This window comes from Vibrio sp. SCSIO 43135, from assembly GCF_023716665.1.
GTDB classification, from domain to species: domain Bacteria; phylum Pseudomonadota; class Gammaproteobacteria; order Enterobacterales; family Vibrionaceae; genus Vibrio; species Vibrio paucivorans.
The window spans coordinates 41,404-61,526 of record NZ_CP071860.1 but is presented as its reverse complement, the minus strand read 5'-3'; the positions used below and the strand labels follow the sequence as shown (position 1 = coordinate 61,526).

At 44.9% G+C, this 20,123-nt stretch carries 19 protein-coding genes; 6 read left to right on the top strand and 13 right to left on the bottom strand.

Annotated elements, in window-relative coordinates:
* Nucleotides 1–33: 33 nt before the first annotated feature.
* The 5 genes from J4N42_RS14680 to J4N42_RS14660 form a co-directional block, all read right to left on the bottom strand.
* Nucleotides 34–1,779, bottom strand: coding sequence for an arylsulfatase (locus J4N42_RS14680; protein WP_252032923.1), 1,746 nt, complete (start codon nucleotides 1,777–1,779; stop codon nucleotides 34–36).
* A gap of 39 nt (nucleotides 1,780–1,818) precedes the next feature.
* Nucleotides 1,819–2,238, bottom strand: a complete 420-nt coding sequence (locus J4N42_RS14675; protein ID WP_252032921.1) for a tetratricopeptide repeat protein — start codon at nucleotides 2,236–2,238, stop codon at nucleotides 1,819–1,821.
* A gap of 151 nt (nucleotides 2,239–2,389) precedes the next feature.
* Nucleotides 2,390–3,571: an iron-containing alcohol dehydrogenase gene (locus J4N42_RS14670; RefSeq protein ID WP_252032920.1), complete on the bottom strand. Its 1,182-nt coding sequence runs from the start codon at nucleotides 3,569–3,571 to the stop codon at nucleotides 2,390–2,392.
* Nucleotides 3,572–3,743: 172 nt separating this feature from the next.
* Nucleotides 3,744–4,187, bottom strand: coding sequence for a hypothetical protein (locus tag J4N42_RS14665; protein ID WP_252032918.1), 444 nt, complete (start codon nucleotides 4,185–4,187; stop codon nucleotides 3,744–3,746).
* Between the two features lie 34 nt (nucleotides 4,188–4,221).
* The gene (locus tag J4N42_RS14660; protein ID WP_252032916.1) at nucleotides 4,222–5,637 is read right to left on the bottom strand and encodes a coniferyl aldehyde dehydrogenase; all 1,416 of its coding nucleotides are present in this window, start codon (nucleotides 5,635–5,637) and stop codon (nucleotides 4,222–4,224) included.
* A 208-nt stretch (nucleotides 5,638–5,845) separates the two neighbouring features.
* On the opposite strand from J4N42_RS14660, the gene J4N42_RS14655 reads away from it, so the two are divergent.
* The gene (locus J4N42_RS14655; RefSeq protein WP_353505403.1) at nucleotides 5,846–6,586 is read left to right on the top strand and encodes a hypothetical protein; all 741 of its coding nucleotides are present in this window, start codon (nucleotides 5,846–5,848) and stop codon (nucleotides 6,584–6,586) included.
* Between the two features lie 33 nt (nucleotides 6,587–6,619).
* Here J4N42_RS14655 and J4N42_RS14650 read toward each other — a convergent pair whose 3' ends face one another.
* The gene (locus J4N42_RS14650) at nucleotides 6,620–7,597 is read right to left on the bottom strand and encodes an arginine deiminase-related protein (RefSeq protein ID WP_252032914.1); all 978 of its coding nucleotides are present in this window, start codon (nucleotides 7,595–7,597) and stop codon (nucleotides 6,620–6,622) included.
* A 310-nt stretch (nucleotides 7,598–7,907) separates the two neighbouring features.
* On the opposite strand from J4N42_RS14650, the gene J4N42_RS14645 reads away from it, so the two are divergent.
* Nucleotides 7,908–9,758 (top strand): ABC transporter ATP-binding protein, encoded by a 1,851-nt coding sequence (locus tag J4N42_RS14645; RefSeq protein ID WP_252032912.1) that lies wholly within the window; start codon nucleotides 7,908–7,910, stop codon nucleotides 9,756–9,758.
* Nucleotides 9,759–9,822: 64 nt separating this feature from the next.
* On the opposite strand, the gene J4N42_RS14640 is transcribed toward J4N42_RS14645, so the two are convergent.
* Nucleotides 9,823–10,455, bottom strand: a complete 633-nt coding sequence (locus J4N42_RS14640; protein WP_252032910.1) for an SDR family NAD(P)-dependent oxidoreductase — start codon at nucleotides 10,453–10,455, stop codon at nucleotides 9,823–9,825.
* Between the two features lie 294 nt (nucleotides 10,456–10,749).
* On the opposite strand from J4N42_RS14640, the gene J4N42_RS14635 reads away from it, so the two are divergent.
* The 4 genes from J4N42_RS14635 to J4N42_RS14620 all read left to right on the top strand — a co-directional run bounded on the left by J4N42_RS14635 (nucleotide 10,750) and on the right by J4N42_RS14620 (nucleotide 12,529).
* The gene (locus tag J4N42_RS14635; protein ID WP_252032908.1) at nucleotides 10,750–11,136 is read left to right on the top strand and encodes a hypothetical protein; all 387 of its coding nucleotides are present in this window, start codon (nucleotides 10,750–10,752) and stop codon (nucleotides 11,134–11,136) included.
* A gap of 66 nt (nucleotides 11,137–11,202) precedes the next feature.
* Nucleotides 11,203–11,814: a LysE family translocator gene (locus J4N42_RS14630; RefSeq protein WP_252032906.1), complete on the top strand. Its 612-nt coding sequence runs from the start codon at nucleotides 11,203–11,205 to the stop codon at nucleotides 11,812–11,814.
* An 83-nt stretch (nucleotides 11,815–11,897) separates the two neighbouring features.
* Nucleotides 11,898–12,242, top strand: coding sequence for a VOC family protein (locus tag J4N42_RS14625; RefSeq protein ID WP_252032905.1), 345 nt, complete (start codon nucleotides 11,898–11,900; stop codon nucleotides 12,240–12,242).
* 128 nt (nucleotides 12,243–12,370) lie between these two features.
* Nucleotides 12,371–12,529, top strand: coding sequence for a hypothetical protein (locus tag J4N42_RS14620; protein WP_252032903.1), 159 nt, complete (start codon nucleotides 12,371–12,373; stop codon nucleotides 12,527–12,529).
* 448 nt (nucleotides 12,530–12,977) lie between these two features.
* On the opposite strand, the gene J4N42_RS14615 is transcribed toward J4N42_RS14620, so the two are convergent.
* The 6 genes from J4N42_RS14615 to murQ all read right to left on the bottom strand — a co-directional run bounded on the left by J4N42_RS14615 (nucleotide 12,978) and on the right by murQ (nucleotide 20,018).
* A complete protein-coding gene (locus J4N42_RS14615; RefSeq protein ID WP_252032901.1) occupies nucleotides 12,978–13,814 on the bottom strand; it encodes an arginase in 837 nt (278 codons plus the stop codon).
* A 5-nt stretch (nucleotides 13,815–13,819) separates the two neighbouring features.
* Entirely contained in the window at nucleotides 13,820–14,554 is a 735-nt protein-coding gene (locus J4N42_RS14610; RefSeq protein WP_252032899.1) for an IclR family transcriptional regulator, read from the bottom strand.
* Between the two features lie 164 nt (nucleotides 14,555–14,718).
* A complete protein-coding gene (locus tag J4N42_RS14605; RefSeq protein WP_252032898.1) occupies nucleotides 14,719–15,711 on the bottom strand; it encodes an OmpG family monomeric porin in 993 nt (330 codons plus the stop codon).
* A 20-nt stretch (nucleotides 15,712–15,731) separates the two neighbouring features.
* Nucleotides 15,732–17,627: a glycoside hydrolase family 3 protein gene (locus tag J4N42_RS14600; protein ID WP_252032897.1), complete on the bottom strand. Its 1,896-nt coding sequence runs from the start codon at nucleotides 17,625–17,627 to the stop codon at nucleotides 15,732–15,734.
* 11 nt (nucleotides 17,628–17,638) lie between these two features.
* Nucleotides 17,639–19,090: a PTS N-acetylmuramic acid transporter subunit IIBC gene (murP, locus tag J4N42_RS14595; protein ID WP_252032895.1), complete on the bottom strand. Its 1,452-nt coding sequence runs from the start codon at nucleotides 19,088–19,090 to the stop codon at nucleotides 17,639–17,641.
* Between the two features lie 25 nt (nucleotides 19,091–19,115).
* Nucleotides 19,116–20,018: an N-acetylmuramic acid 6-phosphate etherase gene (gene murQ, locus J4N42_RS14590; protein ID WP_252032893.1), complete on the bottom strand. Its 903-nt coding sequence runs from the start codon at nucleotides 20,016–20,018 to the stop codon at nucleotides 19,116–19,118.
* Nucleotides 20,019–20,123: the final 105 nt, after the last annotated feature.

The following is a 20,123-nucleotide window of genomic DNA, read 5'->3' as shown; positions in this document are numbered from 1 at the left end:
AGCGACCGATGCTTCCCCTATATGGGCTAACGCTTATTTCACATTCTCAAATGGATTCCAGCGTTCATCAACAGGGATGATGTTCTGCTCCCGCTCGTAAGTTTGATAATCTGCCAGCATCTCTCTAAATAAGATAGGCTTCTTATCTCTTAAATCATGTTGCTCTGCAGGGTCTGTTTTGGTGTTATACATGTGCCATTCACTGTCACCGCCCATACCCGTTGAGATACGAATGATCTTGTAATCACCTTTAAGCAGAATGCCACTACCAAACAACTCGAATGGAATCGGGTTATCGTTGGTATGAACCGTTTCCGTTTTCCCTTCAAAATACGGCAGTAAACTTACCCCACTCATTGGTGCAACTTTTCTTCCTTTGTAGGTCGTGCCAGGGTGCTCAACCTCTGCAATTTCTAAAATCGTTGCCGCCACATCTTTCACCTGAGAAAGATCGTTGGTTTGTGTACCCGGTTTTAGTGCACCATCACCTTCAAGTAGCTCTTTGGCTGGTTTCACGATGAACGGGACTCGGATGCCGCCTTCTGCTGTATACGCTTTGTACCACGACAGCCCACCTGTAGAGGCACTCGCCCACTCGGGACCAAGAGAAACACTTGAGTTTGCTTTACCAAGGTTTTCGACTGAATTATCAAAGTGATGTGCCGTCCATGTACGAATTAGATCACTGATGTTTTCTCCCGTAATGTCTGCCGCTTCTGGGCCATTGTCGGCAAGGTACATGATGTAAGTATTGTCGTATTCGTCAATGCTCTTTAGATAATCTACGATCTGACCAATTTGTTGGTCTTGAAGCTCCATCATACCCATTGCAACAGCCATCTTTTTACCGTACCACTGCTGCTCTTTCTCTGTTAATGAATCCCACGGGCGGCTCAAAGCATTCCGATCTGACATCGAAGCGTCTTTTGGAATTACTCCCATCTCTTTCATTCGATTAAATCGATCTTCTCGAACAGAATCCCAACCGTGCTCAGCGTAGTATTCGACTTTATCAGCGTATGCCGCTTCAGGTGCTTGCAGCGGTAGATGTATCGCGGTGAATGGAACGTACGCGAAGAACGGCTTACCATCTTTTCGATTGCTCTCAATCATCTTGATGATTTCGTCGGTGTACACCTGATCTGAATATTGGCCTTTGTATTCGTCTGCGACTACTTCACCATTTCGATATGTCGGTTCCACCTCCACTCCAGGCACCTCACCTTTTTGAAGCGCTTGCGCTGTCGCAGCATTTTTTGCCGGGAACATCATGTCTCGGTTAAAGTGATTTGAGCCACCAGCTAGAATCCCATAGCTTTCTTCAAAACCACGATCATCTGGTAAAAAGCCGTCCTCGTGGCCTAAATGCCATTTACCCGCCATGTATGTGTGGTATCCGCTCTCTTTAAGTAATGTTGCAACCGTCACGCCTTTTTTCGTGAGGAAACCTTCATAACCTGGTTTACCAACAGCATCAGGATAAACCGCGTAATCAAACGTACCCAAGCCAACTTCATGGCTATTCGCACCTGTCAGCATCATTGAACGAGTCACCGAAGAAGTAGGTGACGCGTGAAAGTTAGTAAATTTAACGCCCTCTTCAGCAAGCTCCATCAAATTGGGTGTAGCGACCTCAGAACCATAAGGCTGCGTATCGGCAAATCCTACATCGTCGCCAACAATTACGACAATATTGGGTTGTTCATTTTCCGCTGCCACAACTGCACCGCTTGCTGCAGCCATCGCGGTAAAAACTAAAGACTTCTTGAATGTCTTCATAGGACGTTCTCCAATTACTGTGAAAAATGTGTATTAGAATCAGTGCGCGGCTTGGGACATCCAATGTAATAAGTCGAGCGCAGGGTCGTAATCTTGTTCTGCAGCTTTCCCCAACCAGACCACCGCTTGCGATTGATCGGCTTGGACGCCGCTGCCAGAAAAGTACATGAGGCCGAGCTGAGTTTGAGCTTCTGGGTTACCCGCCGTTGCCGCCGTTTTGAACCATTGAGCTGCCTTTTCTTCACTTTGCTCCACATGTGTACCATCTAAATAATGGTGAGCAATTTCCATCTGGGCGTGAGGGTCTCCAGCATAAGCTTTCTCTAACATCGCCACGACTTGCCTCTGAGATGAATTCGACGATTCAGAATACGCCTGATTGGCAGAGCTCAACGGAATCCAAAACAGCGCGCAAGCAGACAAAGACAACAATGCTAAAGTTGAACGTTTATAAGGCATGGTTCGCCTCCTCAGATACGAAAAACAAAACGTCCTTGTTATCAAAAACTAAATAAACAGCACTAATGGTGCAAAAACGATCAACGCCGATAGCAGTACATTTTCTATTTTCATCGTCAGCCTCCTAAATGGATGTATCGATAACGCGTAGCTAAACGGCGCCTTCAATGATGTTGGCAATAGCTTGAGGGGTCATTGGATAAAACTGGAAACTGATGTCCTTTTCTATCGCTTGAGCTATCTCCTGCTTAATCGAATCATCGAAACTCCACTGGCTAAAACGTTGCATCGCTCCAATACGAACTTGGAACTCACGCAAAAAACCAAGAACTCGCTGATAAGCCATTTCATTGCTGCCAGAGGTTTCCAATGAGAAAGCGGCGGCTAATTTAGGTGCATTCGGTACATAGAATTCAGGTAAAGCTTCCACCACAATCGGCATTAAGACCGTATTGGCGTCCCCATGTGGAATATGGCTAATCGCCCCAAATGCATGAGCACAGTTATGAATTGGAATACCGCCCAGCGAAGCATAGAACGCAGAAATAGCCATAGTGCTCGCCTGCAGTAGGTTTGCTCTCGCAACTAAGTTGTCTGGTTGCTCTAGTGCCAAAGGTAAATTATCAACAATCAACTTCGCAGCATGAATGCCATAAGCATCCGTGAAACTATTACTCATTGGAGACACAATCGCTTCAACTGCATGGGTCAGCGCGTCCATCGCAGTAGAACGAGTTAAGTGAGCTGGAAGCTTGGTGGTTAGGGTTGGGTCAAGTACAGCAATGTCTGCTTCCAAGCCAGAAGCCACTAAGCTGGCCTTAATGTTTTCGTGTTCGTTGAAAAAGACTGCGATAGGCGACGCTTCAGCACCGGTGCCCGCAGTAGTAGGAACAGCAATATGAGGGATATTGATGTCTTGATTATTTGGCCACACCTCCATGTGCCCACCACCTGCGATAATAGAGCGAATATCATTAATGTTTTTGTGAAATGCGTACTTCACCCCTTTTGATGCATCAATAACACTGCCACCGCCAACCGAGAGGATCGCATCAGCTTGCACGCTATGAGCGTAAGAGATCGCAGCGTTAATGTTGTCACATGTTGCATCAGGCTCAATGTCGGTATAGGTCCCAACCAATTCTACTTGGTGCTGGCCTTCAAATAGAGCGGAGAACTTTTCAATGTAACCAAGTTGCTTCAATCCTTGATCTGAAAAAAGCACAACGCGTTTAGCGCCAAGCCGAGCGAATAACATTGGGATATTCGCAATGCCGTTTTCTTGCGCGTGTATCGTGGTTTTTAGCTGATAGTTAAAGTTTTGGTTTGTCATGAGTATTGCCTCTTGTCATTTGATGATTAAATAATAGACCAATACAAACCGGTCGGTCTAGAGTGGTAATGTCAATTATGTGTCAAGAAAGATCTTTTTGATCTCACTGTTTTTGATTCGGATTAGAACGAAAAAAAGCCCGCTGTATGCGGGCTTATCTTTAGCAAGGTGATCAACGAAGGTGAGCTGGGGTTTTCGTTTTATCTCTATTCAAGTAGTAATACAGGTAGGCCAACGAATAAATTGTGACGAACGCATCGAGCGCGAATACACCACTCCAACCATAAAACCATTGGTAATCATTGATACAAACGTTGTACAAGAAAATGCCAACAAACATGGATTTCTCAAACGCGCTATAAATCATTGTCGAGGTTCTAAGCTGTTTGTATTTTGCCGAGAACATGAGCAGAACACCGATACAACCCACCATCACTCCCCAATGCTGATAGGTTCCTTGCAGGTACTCTTTATTCATCATCATGACATCGTTATAGGAAAACAGAGTCCTCATGCTCCACTCTGGTGCCAAAAACGTAGAGAATGCAGTGGCTGTCAGTAGACCCGTGATGATCAAATAGGACTTGATCGTTTTTTCAAAAAATCGTTCTAACATATTAATAACCTTAAAATTTAATTCAAATCACGTACTACTTTCCAAGCATACTCATGACTGCTGCTTTCAATTCGTTATCTTCCGCTGAGAACAAGTGTTTTACTCTATGGTCCAAACCCGTTTCCATTACGGTTTTAGCATGTGAGAAAGTTAGGAACCCTTCTTTACCGTGATAGTGCCCCAACCCAGACTCTCCAACGCCACCAAACGGTGCGTCATCCACAGCCAAGTGGAACACACAATCGTTGATGCACATCCCCCCGGAATGAACTTTGGTTTTCACTTCCTGTTGCAAGTCTCGATCGAAAGTCATTAGGTATAACGCGAGAGGTCGAGGTTTACTATTGACGATGGAAAACGCCTCTTCGATATTTTGATACCCGATAATTGGCAGTAAAGGGCCAAAAATCTCTTCTGTCATAACAGTGGAGGTCAAGCTTGGCTCGACTAGTAAGTGAGTGACTAACCTATCGATATCAGGATCAAGTGCATCACTATGGCAGGCTTCAATTCGAGTTCCTGCCTGCTGTTCTTCATCCAACAGCGCCATGATGCGTTCATACTGCCTTTGGTTGGCCATTGAGGTCAGGTTGTTCGAATACACCCCTTCTACAAATAAGCTTTGGTACTGAGATTTGTACTGATCAATAAACTGTTCAATTTTGCTCTCTGGCAACAATATGTAATCCGGGGCTACGCAGACCTGCCCATTGTTCAGACTTTTGCCATAAATAATGCGTTCTACCGCAATATCAATTGGCATGTCTTCTGCCACTATCACCGGCGATTTTCCGCCTAATTCAAGAGTAACAGGTGTTAAATTGGCCGCAGCGGCTTTCATTACGTGACGACCAACTTGCGTTGACCCCGTAAACAACATGTGATCAAAACTTAACGCCGTAAACGATGCAGCGATATCGGCTTCACCCTCCACAATTTGAACTTCACTGTGATCAAATACCGTTGCGAGCATTTCACCCAGCACCTGGTTGGTGTATGGGGTAAATTCACTCATCTTTATCATCGCTCGATTACCCGCTGCCAACGCTGATATTAGTGGCCCCACGGACAGCATGATAGGAAAGTTCCATGGTGTCACAATCCCAACCACACCCTTAGGTTGGTAAACCACTTCAACTCGAGACGTAGAAAGCAAAGCACCGGAGTGGCGAATTGACGACGTCATCCAATGCGGCAGGCAGTCAATCGTATGATCAATATTGCCGATACAAGGCACTATGTCTGCCATCAATGTATCCAGTTGGCTTCGGTGCCCATAATCTAGGCTGACAGCTGTGCAAAGTTTATCTGTATATTCGATTAGCGCGGACTTAAGCCCCATTAGTTTTTTGATTCTGCTCGCCTGATTTGGCATCGGGTTAGCTGTAAATGCTTCCTTCATAGAACTAAGAGCATTTTCCATTTGCACTGGTGTTAGATCATATTTCATACATCACCTCGTGGTTAATTTGCATACACAATAAACAAAACAAACCGGTCGGTCTAGGTGCGTATTGTCAATTGTATGTCAGAGGTTTTTAAACAAAAAGGCGATTTTCTGATCAATTCAGCAAATATGAACTACCTTAAATATATGAATCAAAACACATAAAAGAGGGTCGTGAGAGGTGGAAAAAAGGAATATTTTTTGTCTCGGTATGCTTTGGGCTGCTTGTTCTGCTGATGCTAGCGATATATCCGAAACAGAAGCGCATTCACAATGGCGACACAGCATGGAGATCTATGCATTGGCATTGAACATTCGGGGAGACAGCCGAATTGGAGACCTCTCCACTGATGTAGATATTGATCCTGCTTTCATCATGGATCATATCGATATGGGAGCAATGCTTCGCCTTGAAGGTATTTACGCCAATCAATGGGGTTACTACGTTGATTACAGCTTTATGAAGCTCAGTGGTCACTCCGATGCCGTGTTGGACACTAACTTGGAATTATTGAAAGGGAATGTAGACATCCGGCAAGGTGTGCTTGAAGCCAAAGGATTCAAACGCGTTGAGTACGAGGTTGGCGCCATAGACTATATGGCTGGAATCCGTTGGTGGGACAACGACATCGACGCCAAACTGTATACACAGGGAGGTGCTCTAGATAAAGCGAAATCGCTCGATGAAGACTGGATAGATTATCTGGTAGGAATTCGGTGGACGAACTCGCTTAGTGAAGATTGGCATTTTCACGCGAGCGTAGATGTCGGACTTGGAAGCGACACAGATTTTACAAGTTCAGTGCTAACAGGTGTGCGCTACCAAATAAACAGTTGGTCTGATCTCAACCTGGCCTATAAATCCACTTGGGTGGATTACGATAACGGTGATGTTTTTGCCTACAATACCGCTTCCCAAGGCTTTCTAGTTGGTTGGGCTATTCAATTCTAATAATAAGGGAGAGCATTTGCTCTCCCTTATACATCACAACGCGTTAACTCGCTTAGGTAAGAAAACTTCGCCAAGCATGCAGCGCACACTACCACCACCGATATCTTCAATCGTACGAACATCGAAAGGAAGCAGTTTACCGTGACTCGAAAGCTGAGCTCTCTGAGCCGGTGAAAAGGCATCGAACGCCGATTGCGACATGGCGATAACTTTGTCTCCGTTAACCGTCTCCAATTGCAGAATATTGCCGCAGAAGCGGTTCATCTGCTCAATAGAGATAGAGATGACTTGCTTATCTTTCGCCAAGGATTTAAGGACAAAACGACGTTCAAACTCAGGTATCACTTCATCACAAATCACGCAGAAACCTTCGCCAATCGCCATCATCACGTTAGTGTGATAAATCGGATGACCGGAAGGCAATGCGGTTTGAAATGACACTACTCGGCCATAACCAGTGCGCTTTGCATAATCTTCTAATACTTCACGATCACAACGCTGAGAGAGCGCAGCATAAATTGTCTTATTTAAGTGATCGATTACCATCACACCAGTACTTTCTAAGTGTGCGTTATCAGACAAATAATCTTCTAGCGAATCTTGGTGAGTCACATGACGCCCCGAAGCCGTCAGCGCTTCAATAAGCGCGTCTGGGCGAACTTCATGCTGACGGTTTTCACACGCCATCGGGAAAGTGTATAGCGAGCCATCAATGGTGGTGCTGAACCAGTTATTAGGGAATACCGCATCCGGAGTTTCAACGTCTGATAACGGATAGTCAAACTCGACGACTTGAACGCCTTCACGGCGCAGCGATGCCACCATAGCTTTAAACTCGACCATGGTCTTTTCTCTGATTTGCTGCGTGGTTAAATCTACTTGGTGCTGAAATTCATTATCTTCAGCTGTCTCAGCATTGAACTTAAATTCTTTTGGTGGAACCATCACGACACAGTTAGCGTTTTGCACGTTGTGCGGTTTGGCAAAAGTAAGCGTTTGTTCCTTTAGCATCTGAGAAACTCTTTTTAATCACTGAATAACTGCGATTGTAAACATATTGTTAACGTCGATTTTACTGAAATACTAGGTAACATTGTAAAATCACACCCACTTCTAACTGGATATTATGGATATGGCGGTAATTTTTATTGTCACCAATTCTATATATGTGAATTTTTCGCATAATATGCACAAAGTTACTCATTTGATACTAGTTACATTTCATACTAATCGGTATACCATTATTCAGCCTGTCTATTTCTCTCACTAAGCCTATTAACTGCAGATGGATACACTGTGAGACGAGCTCAAAGGAATATTTATGTTTAAGAAGTTCGAAGGGTTTACTAAGCCTTTCCCCGAAGAAGAACCAGGGCAACCCCCTAAGGGGATCTTCGCATTTTGTCGTTATTACACTCGTGGCTTTGAAGTACCACTGATCATTATGTCGATCATGTCGACAATTGTGGCGATCGTAGAAGTGTCACTATTCGGTGCAATGGGTCAGCTGGTTGATTGGCTGTCAAACAGCAATCCAGAGACCTTCTGGCAAGAAAATAGCTCAATGCTGATCGGTTATGGTGCCCTGCTGCTTATCGTGATGCCGATATTAGTCATTGGTTACTCTCTGCTCATTCACCAAACTTTATTAGGTAACTACCCAATGTCGATACGTTGGTTAGCTCACCGCTACTTGCTTAAGCAGAGCCTAAACTTCTACCAAGATGATTTCGCAGGTCGCGTCGCCACTAAAGTCATGCAGACTTCACTCGCTGTTAGGGAAACGGTGATGAAGACGATGGACGTGTTTGTCTATGTATCGGTGTATTTCACTTCAATCATTGTGCTTCTAGCACAGGCTGACTGGCGCTTGATGATCCCGATGCTCATTTGGCTTTGTTGCTACATTGGCATCCAAATTTACTTTGTACCGAAATTAAAGAATGTCGCTTCCGAGCAAGCCGATGCTCGCTCCATGATGACCGGACGTATCGTCGACAGTTACACCAACATCGCAACGGTTAAACTGTTCTCTCACAGTAAACGAGAAACCGACTACGCCGAAAAAGGCATGAAAGGCTTCTTAGATACCGTTTATCGCCAAATGCGCTTAGTCACTGGTTTTGACGTCGCGGTAGAAATCACTAACTACATTTTGGTGTTCTCGATTGCTGCATTGTCTATCTTCCTATGGATGGACAACTCAATCAGTATCGGTGCTATTGCCATTGCGATCAGTTTGGCTCTGCGTATTAACGGTATGTCGATGTGGATCATGTGGGAAGTTGGCTCGTTATTCGAAAACATGGGCACAGTAGTGGATGGGATGAAAACTCTGTCTAAACCTATCGATATTCAAGACAAAAAAGACGCAAAACCTCTAGAAGTGCCACAAGGCGGTATCTCGTTTGAAGACGTTAGTTTCCACTACGGTGAAAACAAAGGGGTGATCAGCAACCTAAACCTCGATATTAAACCGGGTGAGAAAGTCGGCTTAGTCGGGCGTTCTGGTGCAGGTAAATCCACACTAGTGAACTTGCTGCTGCGTTTCCATGATGTTGAAAGCGGAAAGATTAAGATCGACGGACAAGTTATTTCCGACGTCACACAAGACTCTTTGCGCAGCAACATCGGTATGGTGACACAAGATACCTCACTGCTTCACCGCTCAATTAAGGACAACATCCTTTACGGTAATCCAGATGCGAGTGAAGAAGATATGATCAAAGCGACCAAACAAGCCCATGCTCATGAGTTCATTGAAACGCTTACCGACCCATTTGGTAACTTAGGCTACGATGCTCAGGTTGGTGAACGAGGTGTGAAACTATCCGGGGGGCAACGCCAGCGTATCGCTATTTCACGGGTGCTGCTGAAAGATGCGCCATTACTGGTACTAGATGAAGCGACATCGGCACTCGACTCAGAAGTTGAAGCTGCGATTCAAGAAAGCCTCAACGAGCTAATGGAAGGCAAAACCGTCATAGCGATTGCCCACCGCTTATCGACCATCGCTGCGATGGATCGCCTAATCGTATTGGATAAAGGCAACATCGTAGAGCAAGGTACGCATAAGGAGCTAGTGGCACAAAACGGCATTTATGCTCAACTTTGGGCTCACCAAACGGGCGGTTTTATTGGCGAAGAAGTCGAACAACCTAAAACCGCTTAATCAGCATACCTCCACAATGAAGAAGAGCCGTAGACAACGGCTCTTCTTTTTTCTGAGTTTATCTTCAATACGATAAACTAGGGTCAACGCACTGATACACTTGGCCAATGCTGGTTTTGCTGTTTAGTAACTCATGGCTAAGCCTTGCGACTTCTGTTCGAGTAATCAGGCCATGTACTTCAGTCCCCTGAGACAACTCCCCTAACCCCGTTGCGTCACCATCTTTCAAGCCCCCCGGACGCAAAATGGTAAAATCTAAACCACTGGTATGTAGCCAAGATTCTGCCAGCGACTTTTCTCTTACAGCAGCACCAAACCCTCGTTTTGAACGTTCCGATAAATACTGCCACGAGTCACCACAGCCTAACGATGTTATCAGCAAGAAGCGCGCGTTCTTGGACTGCTCAAGAGCATCAATCACATGACGGTGCCCTATATAGTCAACAGGCACTTCTGCGTTAAAACTGCCCATTGAAGAAATATTGATCGTGCCCTTTGGCAGTGCTTGTACTGTATTTATCACTTGCTGCTGATCGGTTGCATCACAACTAATGGTAGCGATTCCCCATTTTGCTAGGTTGGAGTTGTTGGTCGGTTCTCTAGCAATTGCAATCACCTCAAAGCCTTGCCTGTAGTAATACTCCGCCATAGCAGCACCGAGGCCGCTGGCAGCTCCCCAAATCGCGATTTTTTCCATTTTCCCACCTCACACCTTGATAATGAGAATAGTTTGCATTTTTATCGACAATTTGACTAGTGTTTGGTACCCATTTCCTGCTCAGCTAATTATTTTTGAGGCAAGTTTTACAATGTAAATTTAAGCACAAGTAACTACGGCAATTTCACCCACAAGCATTCGCAATATCAATACATAAGAACACATAAATCACCACACTTATGAGAAATTAGTAGCATTAATCACCTTATAACGATAATCTCCATCAATATATAAAATTCAAACACTTATACTTAATCATGCTAGGAGCTGTTCATGACTAAACTTAGTGGTTTCTCGATCGATAACGCGAACGTTCGGTTTAAAAAAGACCAATACTCACTTTCCAAAATTAATGCCGCTCGAGTGAAGAGTAATACGTTCAAAGATCATGCGCTCAAGGTGGTGACTGTTGGGCTAATCGTCTCTAGTGTCGTATGGATGATTTGCCCTGATGGGTTTGGCATCTTAACCGGCCCTATTTCTATTGTTATCGGGGCACTGGCTGCCCTAACCACGATTCGAAAGTATGAGCTTCAGGTGGAATTTCGTCATGCCGATGAAACCGGATTGCAATGGATAACGATCGCCAAAACGAACAAGCCCGCAATCAAAAAGCAGTTTGAACATCATGTCGACGAGATTCGACAAAAGCTCGCCTAGCGATGAAAACTTAAAGTCAAACAACAAGAGAAAAGCAATGAACTCTACATCACAGATAGGCCCGTTATGACCATTACCTCTTCTCTTGCACTGTTTTTAGCCATGGCGCTTTCCGCTGCCATTCCAGGGCCGAGTGTCCTTGCTGTGGTATCTCGCTCACTTTCCTATGGCTTATCTCAGGGACTATTAGTGATCTTTGGGGTTGTCATGGCCGATTTCATATTCATCACTCTCGCCATTTCTGGGCTTTCTGCCATCGCCAACCTACTCGGTGAATTTGCAGTCATCATCAAGTATTTAGGAGTAACCTACCTTTTCTGGTTGGCCTACGTGATGTGGACATCTGAAGCGCGCTCTACCCAGCCTAAACACATTAAGACAACTCGCACATCGAGTTTTGCCATCGGGGTAATCATGACTTTATCTAACCCCAAAGCAATACTCTTCTATATGGGCTTCTTGCCTGCATTCCTTGATTTACAATCTTTAACGGTATCTGATGCCATAACGATATTCGTCATATCAACTTTATCTGTAGGAAGTGTGCTCTTGCTCTACGCTTACTTAGCGGCAGTTTCAAGCGGCATGTTTAAAAAGCCAAGCGCCAGTAAACGACTCAATCGACTCTCCGCGAGCGTACTTGCAACCTGCGGTGTAGTACTAGCGATCAAGAACTAATGGCTATCATTGTCGAGCCCAATAACGGAGTGCGTTTTTGATCTACACTCTGGAAGTTCCATCCCCCCAATTTAGGTGATGCCATGACGCCCGCAGCCATCCTTATTCACGTCCCAGATATAGAACAAGGGCTTGCTTGGTACCAACAAGCCTTTCCCAACGCCAAGACAAGGTACTTGCCCGAGTTCGACTTTACAGTACTCGACCTAGAAGGGTTGGCGATTGAAATCGTCCAAGCGGATGAAAAAGTGGGGGCCGGCAAGAATGGAATCGTGGTCTATTGGCAGGTGAGCGACTTAGCGAGCGCGCTTGCACACTTTCAATCCATTGGGGCGAAGTTATACCGTGGCCCAATGGATATCGAGCACGGACAGGCGATGTGTCAGGTTGAAGACCCATTTGGAAATCTTATTGGCCTAAGAGGGTAATATTTTCTCTCACTCAGTTTGTATCCGATAGTTTCAATTATTGTGAACGATGGTTCAAAACGTTTGGATTTTTCTCCCTCCGCTCTCGCCATACAATTATTTTGTACTGGTTAGATAAGGGCAACAATATGAATGAATTAGACGAATATTGCGACGATATTGAGATCAACTTTTCACAACCGGAACTTCAGAGGTTAGGCTGGGATGACAAAGAATGGATGGTCGAACTGGCTGTTTTTGTCTGGTTGGTGTTACTTATCGTTGGATTATCTTTGATTAAAAACTAAGCTAATGAATTGTAGGGATTATTGTGTTTGTTCGCGCAGCAATATTGCTAATGAAAACTGACTTTTCACTTTCAAGCACTTGCAAGGATCCCTCAAAAGGGTTACAAAGATCACATAACTGTACAGATGGTACAGTTTACTTAGCTACAAATGTGAACTTGATCGTGGCGAAGTTTGGCTTACCTAGCTAAATTCGATTTGTACACAAAAGGAAAAACGTTTGTTTAAAAGCTCAGTGAAGGGCCCCTATCATCAAAGTGAGGGACATTATGAAAAAAATGAGAAAAGCTCAGTTACATCGCGTGCGCATCCAATACTGGAAAGACTCAAGTAAAGTCGCGACAAAGAAATAGTAACAAGCACTCAACCGAAACTAAGCTGGCTTTATGCCAGCTTTAACATTTTTAGCGCCCTAGAAAATTCCTTCCTAGACCACACCGCTCAACGACTAAGCTGCTCGGTTTCGACTCGGTAGCATTTGTACAATATCCGCCAACAGCTTTTGAGTATGTTTGTGGTACACCACTTTCTCGTGTTGCCCTACCATTTGTATCAACTTCACTTTACCCGCCATCATGCATTGTCGAATCATACGCATAGCCATCTGTAACTCGAGATGAGCAGACAGGTTTACCATTGCTTGCGGCATCAACGATGCAAGATCAATATCAAGCACAACTTCATCACAATGGGCAAGATAACTGCTCAGCTGGCTTTTTAGCTGAAAGCGATTACGAAAAGTGCATTCTGTCGCTGTCATCCAATCACAGCCTAAATCTTCCGCGTATTCGATGGTTTTCGCATCGATGCTGTTTTCGTCAATACCTAAGTAAAACGCTCGGCAATCGTTATATCGTGATAAAGCAAAGTGGTAAGCCGACCCGACACAGAGCTCCAACGAGGGCTTCAGTTGAAACTGAGCTCCAATATGAATGATCCCGACCTCTTTTCCGCCAAGGCTGACAAACGGCAAACTATGCAGTAAGGCTTCGTGTGTGTTGGCAAGCACAACGGGCAGCACTCGCTGGCCTAGAAAGTGAGTCAGGCGAACTTGGAACCCATTAGCGTTGTGATCGTGCAAACTAAAGTGGCCCGCGTTAGCAAATGCACACGTACTAGGGGAAGGAAACAGCCAGTCGTAGGCGGTTTCCATCGTCTGTTCCGCGTATTCAAACTCAAGCTCGGTCATGGGTTTTAGCTGCTCACTCACGGTGAATAGCGCTGCCATATGAGCGCTGCTGGCAACCTCGCGACCAAAAGAAATGTGTTTGAATAGCCTTAGCATGTGAATTACCTTTCTGGTGGCAACGCCCTCGCCGCTTGTAGGACGTGCAATATAATCCGCTGTTTCGCAATCTCGACTCGATGCGCCGGAGCCATCACGCTAATCGCACCGATCAACTTGCTACCTTTCATCACCGGAGCACTGATCCCAGACACCCCTGTGTCGATCTCAGATGTACTCACGGCATACCCTTGCTGGCGAATGTTTTCCAGCTCTCGCTGCCACTCTTCCATTCGATGGCTTTCACCAAAATGGCGTAAGATTTTTTCGCAGCGCGCAGTGGGCATATACGCCAGCATCACTTTTGATGAGGCACCACGTAGCAGGGGTTGACTTTGACCCTGGACGTAACTGCAACGCAGCGCCTGCATGCTTTCTTTTCGGCTAACACACAATGCTCTGTAGCCAACAGGGACCATATATGCCGCCATTTCGCCCGTCTGTTTTTGCAACCGGCTCAATACCGCATCCACCGAATCGAGATTGTGGCTGCTGGTCTCGTAGCTGCGCATCAACAGCAGTGCTGCCGGACCGATGATCAAGGTTTTGTCATATGGACTTTCCTCAATCAAGTTCCACTCTTTCAGCAGCTTTAGATGCCGATATAAACTGCTTAGTGGCACACTTAATTGCTCACTGAGTACTTTTGCGGTCACTGGTTCATCGTTTACAGCCACCTGCATCAAAAGCTGCAGGATCTTCTCGTTGACCTGATTCGCATTCGGTTTAGTTTCGTTCATAGGTCGGTTGTATCTCGAATAAAAATCGCACTCAAATTAGATTCTTATATAGTGAGAAATGGAAGTTTTTTAAAGGTATGTTTTCTTATTCAACGAGAATTAATAAATAAAAAGCCGCAGCTTAGCTGCGGCTTTTAGTGCTTCACAATTGGGCCATTAGCCTCTTACCATTTGTATTTCCAGCCTACCTGAGCGAGATAGAACTTTTGGCTATTGTCGTCACCACTGGTGAGGCCTGCTGATTTGGCATCTGCCCATTTCGTTTCTTCATAAGCCATACCCACCCAAAGTGTCGATTTCGGACTAATGCGGTAATCTACATTCATACCCAAGCGCAAGCCATCATCGGTTTCATTAACCACTCGATAATTGTTTGCACTGTCGTAGAGTTTTTCGTTAATGAAATAACGAAAGTAAGGCATCACACTCCAGTCATCATTGATCTTAGTTGGGAAATAACCACGGATCTGGTTTTGTTCCCAGTTTTTGTTTTTATCTGAGTCCCAAGTCCAATCCGTATAGAGGTAAACTTTTGCAGTGAAGTTGTCACTGTGCTTATAGGCAAAGCCATGTTCAGCTTCCCATTCATAATCATTTGAACCAACAAATCGATCGTAATAATAGAATGCGTCCCAGTAAGAAAATGAAAGCTTGTCGGTGATTCTGAACTCACCACTTGGCATTACCCAATATAGGTTGTGACTACCTCGGGCATCCGTTCCTGGTGCTGAATCATTCGATTCCTTACGGTAAGTAGCATTAAGATTAAACGTCACATCTTCGTTACGAACCATATTTCGAGTAACGCCAATCTGAGTACGATTTCGCTGGAACGAATTGACCGTATTGTTTAAATCCTCGGTAATTGCCCTTCGGGCTACTTTATGCTCAAGGAAATAGCTCCATTTCGAGTGTGGGCTATTAATGAAGACCTGAGCGACAGGAGTAAGCTTATCTATGATTGCATTTCCATCAGCATCTCGATGCCCTTCAAACTTCTCCAGCTCCATGTAAACATTAGAGGCGACATTCCAAGATGAAGTGTAGTTTTCCTTTAGATCTTTCGTTTCACGCGTCACATTGTTGTCTTCTTGAGCAATAGCTAGACCCGGAAGCAATGTTGCGAATAAAGCCAATTTATATTTACTATTCAACATGTTGTTATCCTTCGCTAACATTACTTGTATTCAATTGAATGACCAAACGGGTATAAGATCTCACCTTCACTATTTCGGATATCAACCGGGAGTGACGCATGCGGTGAATTGAGCGGTTTGCCCGTGCGAGGATCTTCAAACAATGTGCGAATACCAGAACGAATATTGGCCTCTAATGAGTTACGGTCATTGTTCGTTACATCAAATCCAGTAATACCGTAAATAGCGATGTTTGCCTTAACGTTGTTAACATGAGCAATGTCGTAAGGGTTACGAGTAGAAACCATCACTAGCTTCGTCTCTTCTTCATTAGCAATGTCGACAATTTTCTGGGCATCAATAGCGCTGCCGGTAAGGTTATAAGTTGCGAGAATAATCAGGTCTGATTTGGCTATCGTGTTTCGCAGCTCATTTGCATCCAAATTGTCTTCTAGCAACGGCGTTTTAATGTCGCTAATGAACATTGGGTGATTACCAGTTTCACTCTGTACTTGCTTTAAGTACTTGGTAACAAGAGTATTTCGGCTATCTTCATCAGAAATCACCAGAATATTGCTGATTTCACTTGGATCAACAGGCAGAACATTGTTTTGATTTTCAATCACCGTAATCGCTGCATCTGCCACGGCTTGCTCTTCAAGCTTATGTTGCTCTGAACCTACAGTATCAACAGCAAACTGTTTATCCGATGGACTGTAAACTAACCCCATTTTTAGCTTCTTCGTAATCACACGAAGTGCCGCCTCTTTGATTCGCTCATAGAACTCAGGATTCGCTTTCATTTCATCTTCAAGAGATGCATACAAACTCTCTAACTGTTGAATTTCCGCTTTGCTTGTGATTTGAAGTGGCATCAATGCAATGTCAGCACCGGCTTCTAGCGAAGCTTTTACTGCGTAGTTACGATCAAAGTTATCAGCAATCGCCCCCATGTCCAACGCATCGGTAACAACCAGTCCTTCAAAGCCTAATTCATCACGCAAAATACCCGTTAGGATTGGCTTAGAGAAGGTTGCAGGTATTAACATTTCTTTATCGCTGAGCGTCGCCTTGATCACCGTATCGTCTACGCTAGGCAGAGTAACGTGGGCGGACATAATTGAATCAGCACCATGCTCAATTGCATACTTAAATGGAGCAAGGTCAACGTCTTCCCACTCCTGACGCGAATAGCTCACCTCAGGCAAATCATAATGAGAGTCGACACTTACATTACCGTGCCCAGGAAAATGCTTTAGTGCATTGATGACGTTCGCATCATGAATACCATCCATGTAGGCGGTAGACATCTCGTTAATCAGGTCGATATTGCTGCTGTACGAACGCACACCAATAATTGGGTTATCTTGGCTGACGTTTACATCAACAACAGGGCCGAAGTTATAGTTGATCCCTAATGCAGCGAGCTCGGTACCATGAATCTTACCCGCCAAATATGCGTTGCTTGCATCGCCCGATGCCGCTAACGCCATGTTTCCCGGCATTTCAGTACCATTTTGTAAACGAGTGACGTAACCGCCTTCTTGGTCGGTCGCAATCAGCAGCGGTAAGTTACTGCTTGATGCTTGTAGAGCGTCGGTCAATTCCACGATCTGGTTTGAATTCACAAGGTTTTGACGGAATAAAATGACTCCGCCGATGTGATAATCGGAGATCATGTTACTGATCTCGTCGTTTAGCCTGGTGACAGGAATCTCTTCATCGGTATAAGGATCCTTACCCCATGAACGAAAATCCATCATCAAAGTTTGGCCAATTAGCTCACGATCATTCATGTTATCGACAATGTAATCCGCGTACTTTTGTGGGTGTTGCTGATACTGTGTGAGGTCTTGGTTACTGATTTTATTCATGCTATTCGAACAACCGACGACGGATAGAACTGCCGTACTCAAAATAAGCTTGTTTATATTCATCACTGCTTTACCTAAGTTAAATCAACGTTTTTGGAACCGAACATGTATGTCGCAAGAAAGCCCACGACATAAGAAATTAGAAGACCTACAACAAACACCGCCATACCGGCGAAAATACCGCTGTCAGAAGTCATGAGAGGCACAGCAACAATGCCCGACGGGCCGAATACTGTATTTAGGCCCACTGGCAAGCCAAGATAAGAAACTAAACCAATGAAAAAGCCACCTGCAGCACCACCGATACATGCAGTGACGAATGGCTTCACTCTTGGTAGTGTCACTCCATAAATAAGTGGCTCGCCAATACCGAGTAAGCCTGGAACAATAGCGCCTTTGACCTGAGTACGAAGTAGCGAATCTTTTTTAGCCTTGAAGTACAACGCCAGTGAAGCACCTACCTGACCACCGCCAGCCATCGCTAAGATTGGAAATAGTGAGTTAAAGCCTTGAGCTTCCATCAATGCAAAGTACACAGGTACAAAGCCCTGATGGATACCGAACACAACTGATATAAGGAACAACCCCGCAAGAATCGCTGCGCCGAATGGGTTATCGTTTAAGTTGAGGAATAGCCATGACATGCCTTTAAATAACTCACCTCCAATTGGCATAATCAGTAGATAAGTCACGGCCCCCATGATGAGAAGTGTCACAACGGACGTTAGGATCATATCCAGATCATCTGGCATAAATTTACGGACCTGTCGCTCAACATGCGCACCCAAGATTGCCGCAAGTAACACGCCAATAATATTGCCTCGCGGATCGATGGAGAATCCGAAGAACTCATTCATGCCAGAGTAGATGCCAGACGTTGCGTTTGGGTCATAACCCAAAACAAACAACGAAGCCAAAATTGCGCCGTTTACACCAGAACCACCAAAAGCTTGTTGAGCGTTGTAACCAATCAAGATACTTAAGAAAGCAAAAAGCCCCGTCCCAAACACCTTCATATAAGCGACCAAGTCCAACATAATTTGGCTAGGCTCTTGGTCGAGGATGTACACCTGCTCCAGAAGTGTGGCAAAACCTAACAGTAGACCTGCCGCAATGAAGCCAGGGATTAATGGAGTGAAGATGGTGGCGAACTTACTTAAAAAGCGCTGAACTCCACTGGTTTGTTTACTCTTCATCTGCTTTTTCTGCTCAGCAGCAACAGAAGAAAGGTCTGAGTTTGGAGTGGCCTCTGTAACACTGTTTAGTGGTTGTTCAGCCATCATACTATTCATCATCTCCGAGGCTTGTTGCGCCTTCCCCGGACCTAGAATAATCTGCAGTTGCTCGTCACCTTCAACCACACCCAATACACCAGGCGTGGTTTTTATTTTGTTGTGATCGGCCAAGTGAGTTTCAATAAGCGCTAATCGCAAGCGAGTCATACAGTTACCACACTTACGAATATTGCCACTACCACCTACCGCTGACAGCAAGGCTTCGATCATTGACGATGTTATTTTTGCCATGAGGTTTCTCTTCAGGATATTGGTTTTAAGCGTTAATCAGCGCAGTGCGAATAAACCCTTTGCTTTGCGCTAAACGTTGTTTTGCTTGTTCTGCATCGATGTTTGCAAGAATCATTAGAATTGCGGTTTTACAATGGCGATCACACGCATCCAAGGCTCGCTGTGCTTGCTCGCTGCCTACACCAGTTGCCTCAACCACAATATTGACTTGGCGTTGTACCAATTTGGCATTGGTGGCTTCTACATCGACCATTAGATTTCCTAGCACCTTACCGCTTCGAATCATTGCTCCGCTGGTAAGCATATTCAGCACCAGTTTTTGCGCAGTACCTGCTTTCATTCGAGAAGAGCCAGTGACAACTTCAGGGCCAACTACTGGCGTTATGGCAATATCCGCAGTGCTGGCCATTGGAGAATTGGGATTGCATGAGAGTGCAGCAGTTGTTGCACCAACGAATCGCGCATAAGACAACCCACCAAGCACATAAGGAGTACGACCACTTGCCGCAATTCCCACCACCACATCAGAATCCGTTAGATTGAGAGACTTTAGGTCAGCTTGAGCAAGTGCGGCGTCATCTTCGGCGTTTTCTACCGCTTTAAGAATTGCCTGATGTCCACCAGCAATAAGACCGATAACCAAGTCAGGATGAGTACCATAAGTTGGTGGACACTCACTAGCATCCAAAATACCCAAACGCCCTGAAGTACCAGCGCCGATATAAATCAGTCGACCACCATTCGCAAACGCGTGAGTAATCGCATCAACGGCTTTTGCCACTTGCGGAAGCTCTTCTTTGACAGCTAGCGCCACTTTTTGATCTTCTAGGTTGATCACCTCTAGCATCTCAATTGTCGATAACGTATCGATCTCTTCGCTGGCGGAATTACGGCTCTCTGTGACCAAACGGGTCAAATCGATTTTCATTTTTCTATCTCTTACCAAATACAAACTGAGGGCGATTCTATGGAATAAAATATTCCAAATTAGTGATAACAATCACAATTAGGGTTATTCAGAGAGCGTCTAAAA